This is a genomic window from Rhodococcus jostii RHA1 (assembly GCF_000014565.1).
Classification (GTDB): Bacteria; Actinomycetota; Actinomycetes; order Mycobacteriales; family Mycobacteriaceae; genus Rhodococcus_F; species Rhodococcus_F jostii_A.
Genome location: NC_008270.1, coordinates 87,511 through 100,103, shown reverse-complemented (window position 1 = coordinate 100,103; position 12,593 = coordinate 87,511). Strand labels below are relative to the sequence as shown.

The 12,593-nt window shown below is 65.1% G+C and carries 12 protein-coding genes and 4 pseudogenes; 9 read left to right on the top strand and 7 right to left on the bottom strand.

The features are described 5' to 3' along the window. Window positions 1-180: 180 nt before the first annotated feature. The 6 genes from RHA1_RS41280 to RHA1_RS41255 are packed head-to-tail and all read left to right on the top strand — an operon-like array spanning window position 181 to window position 3,807. A complete protein-coding gene (locus tag RHA1_RS41280; RefSeq protein WP_011599972.1) occupies window positions 181-636 on the top strand; it encodes a hypothetical protein in 456 nt (151 codons plus the stop codon). Next, entirely contained in the window at window positions 633-1,286 is a 654-nt protein-coding gene (locus RHA1_RS41275; RefSeq protein ID WP_011599971.1) for a hypothetical protein, read from the top strand. The genes RHA1_RS41280 and RHA1_RS41275 overlap by 4 nt, the downstream gene beginning before the upstream one ends. A gap of 10 nt (window positions 1,287-1,296) precedes the next feature. Then, window positions 1,297-1,830 (top strand): hypothetical protein, encoded by a 534-nt coding sequence (locus RHA1_RS41270; protein WP_007298122.1) that lies wholly within the window; start codon window positions 1,297-1,299, stop codon window positions 1,828-1,830. Between the two features lie 48 nt (window positions 1,831-1,878). Further along, window positions 1,879-2,586 (top strand): hypothetical protein, encoded by a 708-nt coding sequence (locus tag RHA1_RS41265; protein WP_011599970.1) that lies wholly within the window; start codon window positions 1,879-1,881, stop codon window positions 2,584-2,586. Further along, the gene (locus tag RHA1_RS41260; protein WP_011599969.1) at window positions 2,583-3,230 is read left to right on the top strand and encodes a hypothetical protein; all 648 of its coding nucleotides are present in this window, start codon (window positions 2,583-2,585) and stop codon (window positions 3,228-3,230) included. Before RHA1_RS41265 ends, RHA1_RS41260 begins: the two co-directional genes overlap by 4 nt. A gap of 52 nt (window positions 3,231-3,282) precedes the next feature. Next, on the top strand, window positions 3,283-3,807 hold the full coding sequence (locus RHA1_RS41255; protein ID WP_011599968.1) for a hypothetical protein: 525 nt from the start codon (window positions 3,283-3,285) through the stop codon (window positions 3,805-3,807). Between the two features lie 182 nt (window positions 3,808-3,989). Here RHA1_RS41255 and RHA1_RS45140 read toward each other — a convergent pair. Continuing rightward, a pseudogene (locus tag RHA1_RS45140) lies at window positions 3,990-4,710 on the bottom strand (transposase); the annotation flags it as partial. A gap of 82 nt (window positions 4,711-4,792) precedes the next feature. Continuing rightward, window positions 4,793-5,788 (bottom strand): annotated as a pseudogene (locus RHA1_RS52670) (tyrosine-type recombinase/integrase). 46 nt (window positions 5,789-5,834) lie between these two features. Here RHA1_RS52670 and RHA1_RS41235 point away from each other — a divergent pair. The 3 genes and pseudogenes from RHA1_RS41235 to RHA1_RS48110 all read left to right on the top strand — a co-directional run. Beyond that, window positions 5,835-6,218, top strand: a pseudogene (locus tag RHA1_RS41235) (DUF8462 domain-containing protein); the annotation flags it as partial. Between the two features lie 227 nt (window positions 6,219-6,445). Beyond that, window positions 6,446-7,394, top strand: a pseudogene (locus RHA1_RS41230) (phospholipase D-like domain-containing protein). Window positions 7,395-7,737: 343 nt separating this feature from the next. Beyond that, on the top strand, window positions 7,738-8,229 hold the full coding sequence (locus RHA1_RS48110) for a helicase associated domain-containing protein (protein WP_029537841.1): 492 nt from the start codon (window positions 7,738-7,740) through the stop codon (window positions 8,227-8,229). A gap of 200 nt (window positions 8,230-8,429) precedes the next feature. Here the strand turns inward: RHA1_RS48110 and RHA1_RS41225 are convergent, their stop codons facing one another. The 5 genes from RHA1_RS41225 to RHA1_RS53875 form a co-directional block, all read right to left on the bottom strand. Beyond that, the gene (locus tag RHA1_RS41225; protein ID WP_011599960.1) at window positions 8,430-9,227 is read right to left on the bottom strand and encodes a hypothetical protein; all 798 of its coding nucleotides are present in this window, start codon (window positions 9,225-9,227) and stop codon (window positions 8,430-8,432) included. Continuing rightward, the gene (locus tag RHA1_RS50045; protein WP_011599959.1) at window positions 9,227-9,376 is read right to left on the bottom strand and encodes a hypothetical protein; all 150 of its coding nucleotides are present in this window, start codon (window positions 9,374-9,376) and stop codon (window positions 9,227-9,229) included. Before RHA1_RS50045 ends, RHA1_RS41225 begins: the two co-directional genes overlap by 1 nt. A 5-nt stretch (window positions 9,377-9,381) precedes the next feature. Next, window positions 9,382-10,291 (bottom strand): IS5 family transposase gene (locus RHA1_RS41215; protein WP_236603684.1). Its coding sequence is split into 2 segments (ribosomal slippage): window positions 9,382-9,915 and window positions 9,917-10,291, totalling 909 coding nucleotides; the frame shifts between segments, so codons are not numbered across the junction. A 30-nt stretch (window positions 10,292-10,321) separates the two neighbouring features. Next, window positions 10,322-12,022, bottom strand: coding sequence for a hypothetical protein (locus tag RHA1_RS41205; RefSeq protein ID WP_011599957.1), 1,701 nt, complete (start codon window positions 12,020-12,022; stop codon window positions 10,322-10,324). 2 nt (window positions 12,023-12,024) lie between these two features. Beyond that, window positions 12,025-12,444, bottom strand: coding sequence for a hypothetical protein (locus RHA1_RS53875; RefSeq protein WP_011599956.1), 420 nt, complete (start codon window positions 12,442-12,444; stop codon window positions 12,025-12,027). Between the last annotated feature and the right edge of the window lie 149 nt (window positions 12,445-12,593).

Genomic DNA, 12,593 nt, shown 5'->3' with positions numbered 1-12,593 from the left:
ATCGAGAACGCGGGAGCACTCAACAACTTCCTGCTCACCTGGGGTCAGGTCCCCACCGACTGGGACGTCTGATCCCACGAAACTCTCGCACGGGGACGCGCCCGACCCCTCATCCGGGCGAGTCCTCCGTGCGAGACCGCACGAAACGCCGTCACCCCTGCTCTGAAAGGCCCACCCCCCATGACCACTGTTGAATCCGGCACGTACCCTGTATCCGAGTACGACGGGCAGGAGGCGAATGGCGTCGCCAACATTGTCGGAATGCTGCTCGGGCAAAACCTCGAGAACTTCCCGGCACGAATCACCGTCGCACGAAAGATCACTCGGCCGGTTTCCATCATCAGCACGGATACCGATTCCGCGTGCACGATCGTGTTCGGTACCGACGAGGCGGTCGTCTACAACGACGTCGTCGGGAAGCCAGCCGTGACCGTCATCGCCACCGTCGATCAGATCCTGGATGTGTCACAGTTGCCGATGAAGGCCGGCGGGCTCATCCCGGTGGGCTTCTTCACCGGCCGGGGCATGACGGTGCTCGGTGCGATCCTCACACGCAAGCTGGTCGTGAAGGGTCTGCTCACCCACACCGTGACCGCGCTGCGCACCATTGCGTTGGTCTCGGTGATCGAACCATGACCTCGCTCTCGGGCCGCAGCCGCCCGGTCAGTCACGCCTCCGAGGACCCGGCGATGCAGTTCGAATTGCCCTATGCGGACGACGACGTCGTGCAGGGCGGGGAACCGCCTCGGGCGTCGAAGGCCACGAACATCGTCAGAGGGTTGCTCCTGCTCGCCCTGATCCCGGTCTCGGTGTTCTACCTGGGCCCGCGGATCTACAACCTGACCGCCACCCCCTACCGCCTGGACCAGGCGGTGGTATCCGCCGGCAACTACAACCCTGCGCTGGACAAGATCGTCGAGCACGAGAAGGTGACTCTGTCCGCGTTCGCGTCGCTGGAGAAGATGAAGACCGCGCTCGCAAGTGTTCTCGTCACCGATGCGACCGTCACCACCGAGCTCCATACCTTGACCGGTCAGATCAGCGGCGATGTGCAGGCGACGCTCGATCAGGCCGGCGCGAACGTGACCGACCTCGTCGCCTCCCTCGACACACTGACAACGCACATCAACTCGTTGCAGCCTCCCGTCGACGGCGCCACCGCGGCCCTCGCGGCCGACAGCGCCACGTTGGGGGTCATCCTCGACGACGCCCGTTCGACAGCGGCGAAGGTGCACGATGCCCGGGTCTCCGCGGAGGAATCCGCGAACGACCTGTCAGGAAAATAGGAGAAGTTCTGTGATTTTCTTCGGACGCCGCGGCGGTCCCGCCCGGATGGTTCTGGCGATCGTGGCGGTCGGTGTACTCGGGCTGCTCACGTTCGTGGTGTTCAACCTGAACACCCGCCTCGACAACCAGCAGCGCGCCAACGTGACGAGCATCGCCGCTTCCCAGGACATCGTCGACGTCAACGACAAAGTGACCGGCCAACTCCGGCAACTGACCGAGCTCACCCACACGGCACAGACCGCGCTCGATGCCACCTCCGCGCTCGGTCCACTGCTGACGAAGTTGGATGAGGCGATCGCCCCGGCGGCGGCGATGCTGGCCAGCAGCACCTCGGGTGCACAGATGACCAACGATCAGCTCACCAACATCCAGTCCATCCTCGGCGAGGTCCAGAACACCGTGCTCCCGTTGGTGTCCTCCGCGGAAGCGTTCGGGGAGCAAGGCAACCAGCTGCTGGTGATCGTGCAGGGGCTGGTGAGTGACCTGAGGGTCTCGGTCGAGGCGGCGAAAACGATCAACCAGATGCTTCCACTTCCCGGCTGAGCACCCTTTCACCGTCGACGATCCGACACTACTTCCACTGGACGTGATATGCAGCAGCGCAAAGATTTACCTCCCGACGCGTTCCCACCCCGAGGTGTGACCAAATATCAGCGATTCGATGTGCCCGCGGCGGCGCTGCCCTACCGGAAAGGCACCAAGCCGCATCGGCCGGATGTGCTGGTGCCAGCAATCCCCGACGCGACCGGGTTCTCGGTGGCAACCGAGTGGCTGGGCCGCCTCGCCGCGGTCATCGCCGTCGTCCTGTTCGCACTGGTGGTGGCCTCCATCCACAAGGGGCTGCAGGTGCAACACAGCGCGCGCACCGTCGTGGACAACTTCCGCCTCACCAACGACTTCTTCGCCCAACGCGCGGACCTGACCGCGCCCGCCACCGCCCGCAAACAACTCGACGAACTGACAGGAGTCTTGACCCAGCTCAACATTGCGACCGCGACCGACGTCGACCACCTCGACGCCCTCCTGCCGAACGCGCGCACGTTGCTCGCCGCCGGCCAAGGTGACACACAGATCGCCGGCCAGCTCGAGGGGGTCGCCACCACATTGCAGGGCTCGGCGGCATCCCTGCACCAGATATCGGCAGGCGCGAACACGACCGTGACCGGCGTCGACAACGAACTCACCCAGGCACTCGACCTGGTGAACCAGCTCAACGCGGAACTCACCCGCACGACCAACAAGCTCGCGCTCGTTCCCGCCACCGACGCCTTCATTCCTGCCCCCGGAGGGAACCGATGATCACCAGAAAGTTGTGGACCGCGATCGTACTCGTGCTGGGTGCGGGGTCGGCGGTGGTTCTGTGCGCCCTCAACGGGTTCTTTCCCGCCGTGCGCGATGTGAGCGATCCGCTGGGACGGCCGTCGAAACTCAGTCTCGAGCTGATCGATTCCGCAGGCCAATTCGACACCCTGACCGGGATTCTCGTCCCCAAACACGCGCGTCTGGCCTCCGACATCCAGACCCTGACGCCGCTCGCGAACGATCTCGAAGGACTCACCGACAAGGCCAGCGAACTCTCCGGTCAAGCCAAGACACTGAACGCCTCCACCAGTACCGTCAGCGAGATCGCGGCGCCGCTGCCCGACCTCATCGTGACGGTGACCGGTCGTGCCGACACCGCGAGCCCGACGGTGGCCGGACTGTCCACTGCGGTGGGATCGGTGACCACCCAGCTGGAGGCGATCAACCACGGACTGACCACCGTCCAGGGATCCCTCGGTGCGCTCGGCCCGAAAGCCTCCGCCATCTCTGCGACCCTCGCAATCGTTCGGGAAGAGGCCGCACACGTGCAGGAGTTCGGCCCCCTCCTCGCGGTAATCGGCCCCCCGGTCAATGACCTGAACCTCCCCGCCCTCGGTGTCGCACCCGCACCGCCCTCATGACCGCCCGCACCGGCTTGTGGCCGACCACTGAGCGAGTGAAAGGCAGAACTTGATGTTTCGGCTCTCCTGGGCGATCGCCCTGTCCTTTACCATTGCGGTTCTCGCTGGCATCCTGATCGTGACGCGCGATCTGAGTATCTCGAACGACATCTTCAAAGACGGAGTGGCACAAGCGAAGATCGTCGACAGTACAACCGACCAGGCACTGGACGGTGCGCAGCAGTTGCCCCCCGCTGATCAGGCCCTCCACGAGGGTTTACCCCAGGTGGTGGGGGTACTCGACTCCCTCGCCAGAGCCGACCAGACTCTGGGTTCGCTCGGTGATCACTTGCAGTCTCTGGGGGACGCCTTGAAGTCCGCGGACGCCCCGCTCGGCGGGATCATCGATGCCGGCCAGTCCGCGACCGATCAGGCGAACGCGGCGGCCGCGCCGGCCGCGGAGATCGTGAACACGCTGTCCGCGGCCGATACGAAGGTTCAAGCCTTGGGCCCGTTGCTCGACCAGTCCCTCGCCCTCAGCCAGACGATCGACTCGAAACTGCGCATCGCGCTCCCCCTGCCGAAAGTAGGAAACTGAGGTCCGACGATCCGATACGCAGTCCGAGAGGCCGCGCTCCGCTCAGCTTGTTATTTAACCCGAATGCACCGATTCGCTGATCCAGTCGGGGTGAGTTTCGGTGTGCAGCAATGGTCGGTATGTGGGCATGGTTGAGCACCCGGCCTCTCGTGTCGGGTTGTTCCAGTTGATCTTTCGCGTCGAGGGCGATTGGAGCCGAACGTTCTGTCGAACAGTGTGTTCCACACTGTTTCCCACGGCCAGTTGGTCGGCAGGTGCAGCGTCAACCGTCGGGCCGACGACGCGATGCGCGCGGGGACCGAGACGATGATGCGCCGGGGTCGGTGGTGGTGGTCGCTTTCGTCAGCTTCGGATCGCCGGTGAGGGTGGCGGCGGCACGGGTGAGATTGAACGCCATCACCGCGCAGACCAGCCAGTCGGCGTTCGCCGAAAACGAGTTCGACGGCAGATGGGCGAGTGCGGAGTTCTTCAGATCCGCATGGACCTGCTCGATGATGACGTGGTGACGATGGGTTTTGTCGGCACCGCGACGGTATCGAGGGCGCCGGGGTCGGTGGTGGTGAAGAAGGCGTGGAATCGCCAGATGTCGAACAACGCGCCCTGGGCTTGGTCCTTCTTCGGTCGCAGGTCCGGGATGCGCCGCACCACCAGTCGCCCTGCAAGATGGTGGGCTTTCTTCTGGGAGGCGAACGCGATGAACGGGATCTCGGCGACCTCGGCGTGTGAAATCCAGGTGTCGGTGTCATCGTCGTAGAGGGCATCGGTGTACTCGATCGGAGTCCACACGGTCTCGTCGATCGAGGCGATCGCTCTCTTGATGGTTGTCGTCAGGCGCACGGTAACCGAGACGTCCGCGCCGGCGTTGATCGCGGCGCCGATGGTGGGATGGCCGTAAAACGCCGATTATGCGGAGGTCGTGGTTATGCCGCGGGTGGGCCGTTTCTGCTTGTGCGAGAGTGGGAATTGACCGATAGGCTCGGCATAATCACAGCGCTTGGGGGAAGGCCATCAGTGGGTCGTTGGGGTGGTATCGGGCGGCGGTGGTGCCTGTGGGGGTCGTGCGGGCGATCGCTCTTTCCTTGATCGTAAGGTCGGCGTGAAGGTAGATCTGGGTGGTGTCACTGCGCTCGTGTCCGAGCCTAAGCGCGATGGTTGTAAGGTCGACTCCGGCGTGGAGCAGGCGCATTGCCGCTGTGTGTCTGAGGACGTGGGGTGTGACCTTCTTGCTGGTGAGCGATGTGCAGGCGTTCGCGGCGGCGGCGGCGTGTAGTGCGATGCGTGCGGCGAGAGCGTCGCGGCTCATGCGGGTGCCGGTGCGGTTGGGAAACAGTGGTGTGGTCGTTGGTGTCCCGGAGTCGCGGTCGCTCATCTATGCGTGCAGGACGTCGATGGTTTCGGTGGTCAGCGGGGTGGTCCGGTCTTTGCGGCCTTTGCCGTGACACCGTAGGTGCGCCCCGGCGCCGAGGTGCAGGTCTCCTCGGGTGAGGCCTGTGATTTCCGAAGCTCTCAGTCCGGTGGTGAGCGCGAGCTGTATCAGGGCGTGATCGCGTCTGCCTGTCCAGCTCGTGCGGTCAGGTGCCGCGAGAAGCGCGGCCACTTGGGGCGGGGTGAGGAAGGTGAGTTGGCTGCGCTCGTAGCGTTTGGGCGGTATCGCCAACACGCGCGCGATGAGCTCGACGTGTTCTGGCTGACGCAGCGCGGCGAAGGTGAACGTCGAATGGATTGCCGCCAACCGCATGTTTCGAGTACGGATGCTGTTGCCGCGTTCGCGTTCCAGGTGGGACAGGAATGCGCTGCTATGCGGGGCGTCGAGGTCGGCGATGTCCAGCGCGGTAGGCGCGGCACCCAGCCGCTCGGCGGTGAATGCGAGCAGCAGTCGCCATGTGTCGCGGTACGCGGCAGTGGTGTGTTCACTGGCGCCGAGTTGGTGGGTAAGCCGATCGGTGAAGAATGCTTGGAGGGTCGGGGCGAGTACGGTCATGACAGTGTTCCTTCCCGGTGGCTGCTCAATCGCTGTGCGGCGAGGGGAGCAACTCGGGGGATGCGTGTACTTCCTGCAAGAGTTCGGCAAGGCGATCTGGCACACCGCCCCCGCCTCCCCCTTCGATGCCGAGGACGCCCACAGCGCGGTCGAGGAGGGCCGTCGAGCACTCGATGACGGGTTCTTTCCGTCCCGGTGGACCCGAGCCACCGACCGGGAGCGCCGGTACCTGCGCGCCATCGCCGAAACCGGGGAACCCACTCCCCGGTCCGGGAAGGTCGCCGCGGCCATGGGGGTGGCGACGACCGCGGTCAGTGATGTTCGTGATTCGGCCATCAAGAAGGGGCTCATCTGGTCCCCCGAACACGGTCGCATCGCGTTCACCGTCCCGGGAATGGCCGACTTCATTCGTCGCCAGCCCACCGCCTGAAACTTCTGTACTCACGCGCCGAGTCGGATATCGCACTCGTTGCCAGCACTCTTATAGGACTCTGCAGAGTCAAAGTGTGTCGGCCGAGGAATGACCCCGGATAACGCTGCGGAAATGTCCTTCTACAGCAGTCACCCGCACCTCACTAGGGAGATGGCGCCTTGCTGGTTCGGCGGGTCAATCGGGTCCACCGGCGGCAGCGCTCATCCCCGCTAACCTCTTTGGGTATGGGGACCACCTTCCACGGTCCGAGCCCGTGGCCGCACATCACTCGCGCCATCAGAACGCGGGGACCTCGGCATGCCGCGATCGCTTACCTCGGCGAGGACGCCCCCGACCTGCTGCCGCTGCGTGCCGGTGACGTCCTCGTCGTCAACGCCTCGAGGGCCGCGGTGCGCGCGCACGCCACCTCCCCGTTCGCGCTCGCGTACTACGTGGCCGCCGGTGTGAGGGTGTTGTCGTCGCCGAACCTGCACACAGGTGTAGTCGCCACCAGTAGGCGGGCGGTCATCGGCTCCGCCAGCGCGTCGTACAGCTCCACCATCGCCGATGAGGCCGTGGTCATCACCGACGATCCCGACGTTGTCGCCGCCGTCAGGGAGTTCGTCGACGGGATCGACGAGATCACCGAGGTCGACCAGGTGTTCCTCGACAACGCCACCGCCATCTGGCAGATCGGCCGGGGCGTCCCCCTACCAGGAATCGGTGGCCGGGCGCGCGCCGAACCCGAGTTCCTGCCCACCCCGGTGACCCGGATGTTCCTGTGGCACATCACCGACTACCAACCCGGCGCCGCGGAAGAACACGAGCGCGCGGCCCACACCAGCCGCCGCCGTACGTCTGCGGGGCCGGCGGCGAAGTACCAGCTCGAATGGTTCCGCATCGACACCCCCGGCCGCAGGCGGCTACAGCGGGTTTGTCCTGCTCCAGGTCACCGCCGACAACGAATGGCTCTACCCGCCCGCGGTCGTGGACTCCGACCCGATCGCGATCCCGCACACCCGTAAAGCGGTGGCGTACCAGCTGCGTACCCGAGTCGACCTGGAGCCGCTCGCGGTGACCGACGCGGAAGTATGGCTCGCCGAGGTCGGGCACCCCAATCCTCGACTGCGCACCGACCACCGCATCGTCTCCGCTCGCCTGCGGGCCGCGCTGCTCCGACTCTGGAACCTGTAAACCGATCCGTATGTCTCAGGCTTGACCCGTGAACGACATGTCCCCGCCTCGACGACGTACCGACATCGCCGCGGGCACAGGCTGGAGTGATCAGGCCAACGCCAGGACACGGGAGCGCTTCCATGTACCGCCAAGCCAAGGACCTTGGCGTGCCGGTGCGCGAGCATGGAAAGATTCTTCGCGCTGGCGATCAGCTTGTGAGTTCCACCGGCTCTCACTACCTGTGCACAAGTTGCAACCCAACACGTGTCGACTTCCGTGACAGATCGTCAAACTGGTTGACATACTTGAGTTAATGACTATTCAGGCAACGCTTGACGGCTTTCACAAGGATGTGATCTCGATGCGAGCAAACCGGTCCTCGGCCTCACCTCTGCAACTCTACGCCGCGTTTCGCCGCCATCACCCCCGAATCGTGGTGCCCGTCGATTATGTCACCGAATGCGGTTTTCGACTGGGACTTTGGCAGGACCGCCAGCGGGTTGCCCGTATGCTCGGCACCCTTCCGCCCCAACGCATTGCGCAACTCGATGCGATCGGGTTCGTGTGGAGTGATGACGATCTTCCACTTCCTGCCGTGTCACCGGCCGACGGCAAGCGGCGACGGATGCTTACCGAAATTGCCGCGTACCGCGAAGAGCACGGCGACGCACTCGTTCCCGCGAACTATGTCACCGCCGACGGTGAGCAGGTAGGCCAGTGGCTCTACCGGGCGGTGAAGAAGTGGCGAGCCAACGCATTGCCCGACGACGAGCGGCGGCCACTTGCTGTCCTCGGGGTCTCCCCCGGCCCACGCCCACGGGGGCCACGAATATCAGCACAGCCTGTCGGATAGACATCCCACCGCCTTTGTCTACGGACGCCAATGGGCGCTCGCCCCTCTATCCGGCGGACAGTGGTTGTTGACCCGCTTTGGTGGGCAGACCGCTGTCCGGGCCGGCCACGCCCACATCGAGGTGAGGGACACAGCGTCCGAAAATATCTAGCAGCCCTGTGGATTGCTCCGGCGCCCAGCCGAGGTAAGTGGAGAACTTGTTAGATCCAGTCGATGTGGACGGAGTCGATGTGGTCGAAGTGGAATCCGAATTGATCGCTGTACTTGTCGAAGCCCTTGTTCTCGGGGTAGTCGAGGGTGGCGTGCCGTTCCAGCAGGGCGACCACGCGGGCGTGGTCGTCGTTGGCCAGTGCGGCGGCCAGTTCGCGGGACTCCTCACTGGTGAACGGTGTGTCCGAGTTCGCGAAATCCAGTGTGCGGACCCGGTAGTCGTAGCCCTCGTCGGCGCCGTTGCGGACCATGACGCCGCCCTTGACCCGGATGACGGCCTTCTTCGGTGTTCCGTCTGGGCGCAACACTCCGGCGCGTTTCATGATGTCCTGCGCCTTGACGTTCTTGAGCTTCTTGCTCGCGTCCGCACGCAACTCGTTCGTTTCCCCGGACCGATACCGCGAGACCGCGGAGCGGGACCGGCCGATCTTCGCGGCCACGGCATCGACGCCGCCGAGACGTTCGATCGCGGCACGGCGTTGGGCTCGCTCGAGGACGTCGGCGTGTGGGATCCGGCCTTGTTGCGCCCATCGGCGCAACGTGCGAGCCGATGGGGGTGTGCGGCCGGCATCGATTGCCGCCTGCCGTAGTCCCTCGTTGCCGAGCTCTTTGCGTAATTGCTTGACCGAGACCTTGCTGGTCAGGCCGGCCAGTCCCCCGCTCTTGACCTGTTTTGATTTTTCGACGCCGCTGGTCGCGGCGTTGGCGACGGAGACCTTGAGGCCGTCGAGGGCGACCGCCTCCTGTGCTGGCTTCTTGGTGCGTGGCTTCGGAAGATGCAGGGCCATCAGAGCACCCCCTCCCCTTCGTCGTCGTCGGCGTCCTCGTTGTCGGCGAATGCCGCCTTGATCGCGAGGTTCACCTCGTGTACGTCCTGGGCCGAAGTGAAGGCGGACAGGAGTGTGTCGGTGAGGACCACGTCCTTCTCGACCGACATCTTCCCTAGGGCATGTCTCCCAATAGTTTGAGCCATTCGACGATGCCGGCGAGAAGGAATCCAGCCCGGTAAGTCAGCGCAAGCTTGTCATACCGGGTTGCCACCGCTCGCCACTGTTTTGCCTTGTTGAAGGCCCTTTCCACTACGTTGCGGCCCTTGTACGACTCGGCATCGAAGTTCGGTGGCCGACCGCCCGCGCTGCCCTTGTTCTTGCGGTTGGCCACCTGATCGGACTTCTCGGGAATGACCGCCTTGATGCCCTTGCTGCGTAGCAGTTCTCGATTGGCCTTGGATGTGTACGCCTTGTCGGCACGGACCTCGTCCGGGCGCGTGCGGGGTGCGCCGCCACCGATGCGCGGCACGCAGATGCCCTCCAGGAGCGGGCCGAACATCGGGCTGTCGCCTGCCTGGCCAGGACCCACCAGCACCGACAAGGGACGTCCGTCGCCATCGCATGCCAGGTGGACTTTGCAGGTCAGCCCGCCGCGGGACCGGCCGATGCCGTGATCGACCGGTTCGTCAAGCAGATTCGTGTAATTCGGTAGATCCCCCTGTGTCACGCGCGGCGTTGGCGCCGTGCTGGTGCACCCGCACCACGGTGGAATCCACCGACACCGCCCAATCCAGGTCGCCACCGGCATCGGCCATCGCGGCCAGGGCTATGAGTACCCGATCCCACGTTCCATCCCCGGCGTAGCGTCGGTGCCGTTTCCACACCGTCTTCCAGGGGCCGAAATGCGCAGGTAGATCCCGCCACGGGAGCCCGGTACGCAGCCGGTAGAGCATCCCCTCCACCACGAGCCGGCTGTTCTGGAACTTCCGCCCCCGCAGCCCATCCGAACTGGGCAACAGCAGCGCAAGCAACTCCCACTGCTTGTCCGTCAACACCTCAAACCGATTAACAACGTCTGCCACAGCGAAGAGTCTGCAGCACAACACCCCAAATCATTGGGAGACACGCCCTAGTGCCTCGCTTGCGTCGGCGATGTCCTCACCGCCTGAGAGGAGGTACACCCAGGAGTCGGTGACGGTGCGGACCGGCCAGCGGCCGTGCTCGCGGGCAATCCGCATCGCCACCCGGCGGCCGCGCCACCGGCAGTGCGCGATAATCGACGCACGCCAGAGCGGTTGGTGGTGATGTTGCATCTGCTTCGCAGTCCACATGTCCGGGTTCACCATTCGCCCGATGTAGCCCTTGTAGCAGGTGCCGAGAAACCGTTTCGCCGCCGCGTCGTCGGTGTCCACCGCGGCCTTGCGGGCCTCGCGCAGGATCTTCGCCCACTTGTCCAGGGCGCGGCCCTGCTGCGGGTAGACCCAGGCCTCGGCGATGTCGAGGTCGTCGAGATCGGCACCGATCCCCCCATCAGCGACCGGTGAGCACAACCCGTCGAGGCTCACCGTGGTCACCCAGGTCTGGACCGGTTGGTCCGCCAGCATGTGGGGGTGCGGCAGAGGTAGCTTCTCGGGAAGCGACAGTGTCTGCCCGGGCGGCAGGGTGATCCGCCACAGCCCGAACGGGGCACCCTTCTCCCCCACCGCCACAGCCGCAGCAGTGTCACCAGTCAGGAGTGTCGGCTGCCCGTAGCCGAATTCGAGCATGCCCGCGGAGGCGAGGTAGGCGGCGCGTTGGTCGATCGAAACCAACCGGCTCGTCCCGTCCAAATCCTGCGCGTCGGGGACGCGGGTCCAACCGACGGCGGGTTCGAGATCTCCCCGCGGCGGACCGTCCAGCGGTGGGACCGAACCGGGTGTGGTGACGACGATGCCTTTGCCGCTGCGGGTGCGTTCACGCTTTATCTTGTCGACGAGGGCGGCGCCGGTCCGCGCGGGCGTCGGCCCCGGGAGCACCCCAAGGTACTTGGCGCACCAGGCCAACCGGCGACCGAGCTCCCGTGCCGCCGGGAGGTCGTCGTCCGGGAGATACGTTCCGGCCGTCGGTGAGCCGAGGATGCCCATGTCACCGACCCGGTTGTGCCAACCGAAGTCCTTGTTCCAGTACGTCCACACGTACGGCTCGATCACCACATCGACCATGGAGGTGAAATTCCCGATCGAGCGGGACAGATGCACCACGTGCCCCGGGTCGCCGCGCAACTCCCAGCCCGCGGTCAGCATCGGGGTGAGGGCGGCGTGGAGGACGGCAGTCAGTTCCTGGGCGGCGCGGTTGCGAAGGGCCTCCATGTCGTCGACGTCGTCTTCACTGCCCGGGTCGATGATCCACCCGAGCAGTTCACATGCGGCCTGTCCGACGACCCAGATCTGCGCGGGGGCTCCCAACGGTGTCAGCGAGGCCCAGCGGATCAGTTTGTCCAGCTTCTCGACCGAGTCGACCGGCCCGGTCAGCTCCCGCCCGGAGGGTGTGTACGTCCCGTCGGCGGTCACGATCAACGCATGGCCATCGGCTTCTTCTCCTGCGGGCAATGTCTCCCATACCGGTGCGTGTGGTGGTGGCGCCGGCTCGGTCGCCGATGCATTCAGCAGATCCGCGTCAGTGGCGGGTGCCGGCGGTTCCGCCGAAGCTATTTGCGCTGGAGCTGTTTCCTCCGGTGCGATTTCGGTGGCATCGTCGCCAGGCTCCGGGGCGGGTGCGGGAGGTGCTGGCTCGTGCAGGCCGAACAGTGCAATCTGCTCCCACGGACGGGTCACGTTTACTGCTCCACGATCCGGCCCTCGACGTCCGCCGGCGGTACGTGGTGGCGGTCGAACAACTCCTGCAGTGCCACGTCAACCACGCTGGTCACCGAGAAGTTGCGGTTCTTCACCAGCCAGTTCAACCGCGCCTCCGTCGAGGCCAGAACCCGGGTATTGAGTTGCACTTTGGTCGGCCCCCTCCGCGGTTCCAGCTTCGCTGCCGCCCCCACGGTCGGTGCCATCGCGTCGGAATCTCCTCCTGCGCTGAGAACTTCATCCGGCGATCGCACTGCACGTCCGTTCCCCACCCCAGTCGGACGCTGGCGAGCGCCCTTCCGCTTTCCGGTCTGCACCATGCCTCGCTCCTCTGCTGCACTCCGGGGCGGCCACTGACCAACCCGCCTACGGCCGCGTATTTCCGGGACCTTCGGCATCATGCTAGAGAAGTACTCGCTGAATCACACGCATCTTTACTCGCGTGTCTGCACGCATTTTCACACGCAGGTCGACACGCGGAATGAAACGCAGGTCGGCACGCAGAGTGACACGCGTGAATCAGAGCGGTCGATACGTGTGATGGCCCCAT

Bases quoted from the DNA above. Each gene is read 5' to 3' on its own strand.
- RHA1_RS41280 (WP_011599972.1), top strand. From the start codon at position 181: ATGACCACTGTTGAATCCGGCACGTACCCTGTATCCGAGTACGACGGG.
- RHA1_RS41275 (WP_011599971.1), top strand. From the start codon at position 633: ATGACCTCGCTCTCGGGCCGCAGCCGCCCGGTCAGTCACGCCTCCGAG.
- RHA1_RS41265 (WP_011599970.1), top strand. From the start codon at position 1,879: ATGCAGCAGCGCAAAGATTTACCTCCCGACGCGTTCCCACCCCGAGGT.
- RHA1_RS41260 (WP_011599969.1), top strand. From the start codon at position 2,583: ATGATCACCAGAAAGTTGTGGACCGCGATCGTACTCGTGCTGGGTGCG.
- RHA1_RS41255 (WP_011599968.1), top strand. From the start codon at position 3,283: ATGTTTCGGCTCTCCTGGGCGATCGCCCTGTCCTTTACCATTGCGGTT.
- RHA1_RS48110 (WP_029537841.1), top strand. From the start codon at position 7,738: ATGCGAGCAAACCGGTCCTCGGCCTCACCTCTGCAACTCTACGCCGCG.
- RHA1_RS41225 (WP_011599960.1), bottom strand. From the start codon at position 9,227: ATGGCCCTGCATCTTCCGAAGCCACGCACCAAGAAGCCAGCACAGGAG.
- RHA1_RS50045 (WP_011599959.1), bottom strand. From the start codon at position 9,376: ATGTCGGTCGAGAAGGACGTGGTCCTCACCGACACACTCCTGTCCGCC.
- RHA1_RS53875 (WP_011599956.1), bottom strand. From the start codon at position 12,444: ATGATGCCGAAGGTCCCGGAAATACGCGGCCGTAGGCGGGTTGGTCAG.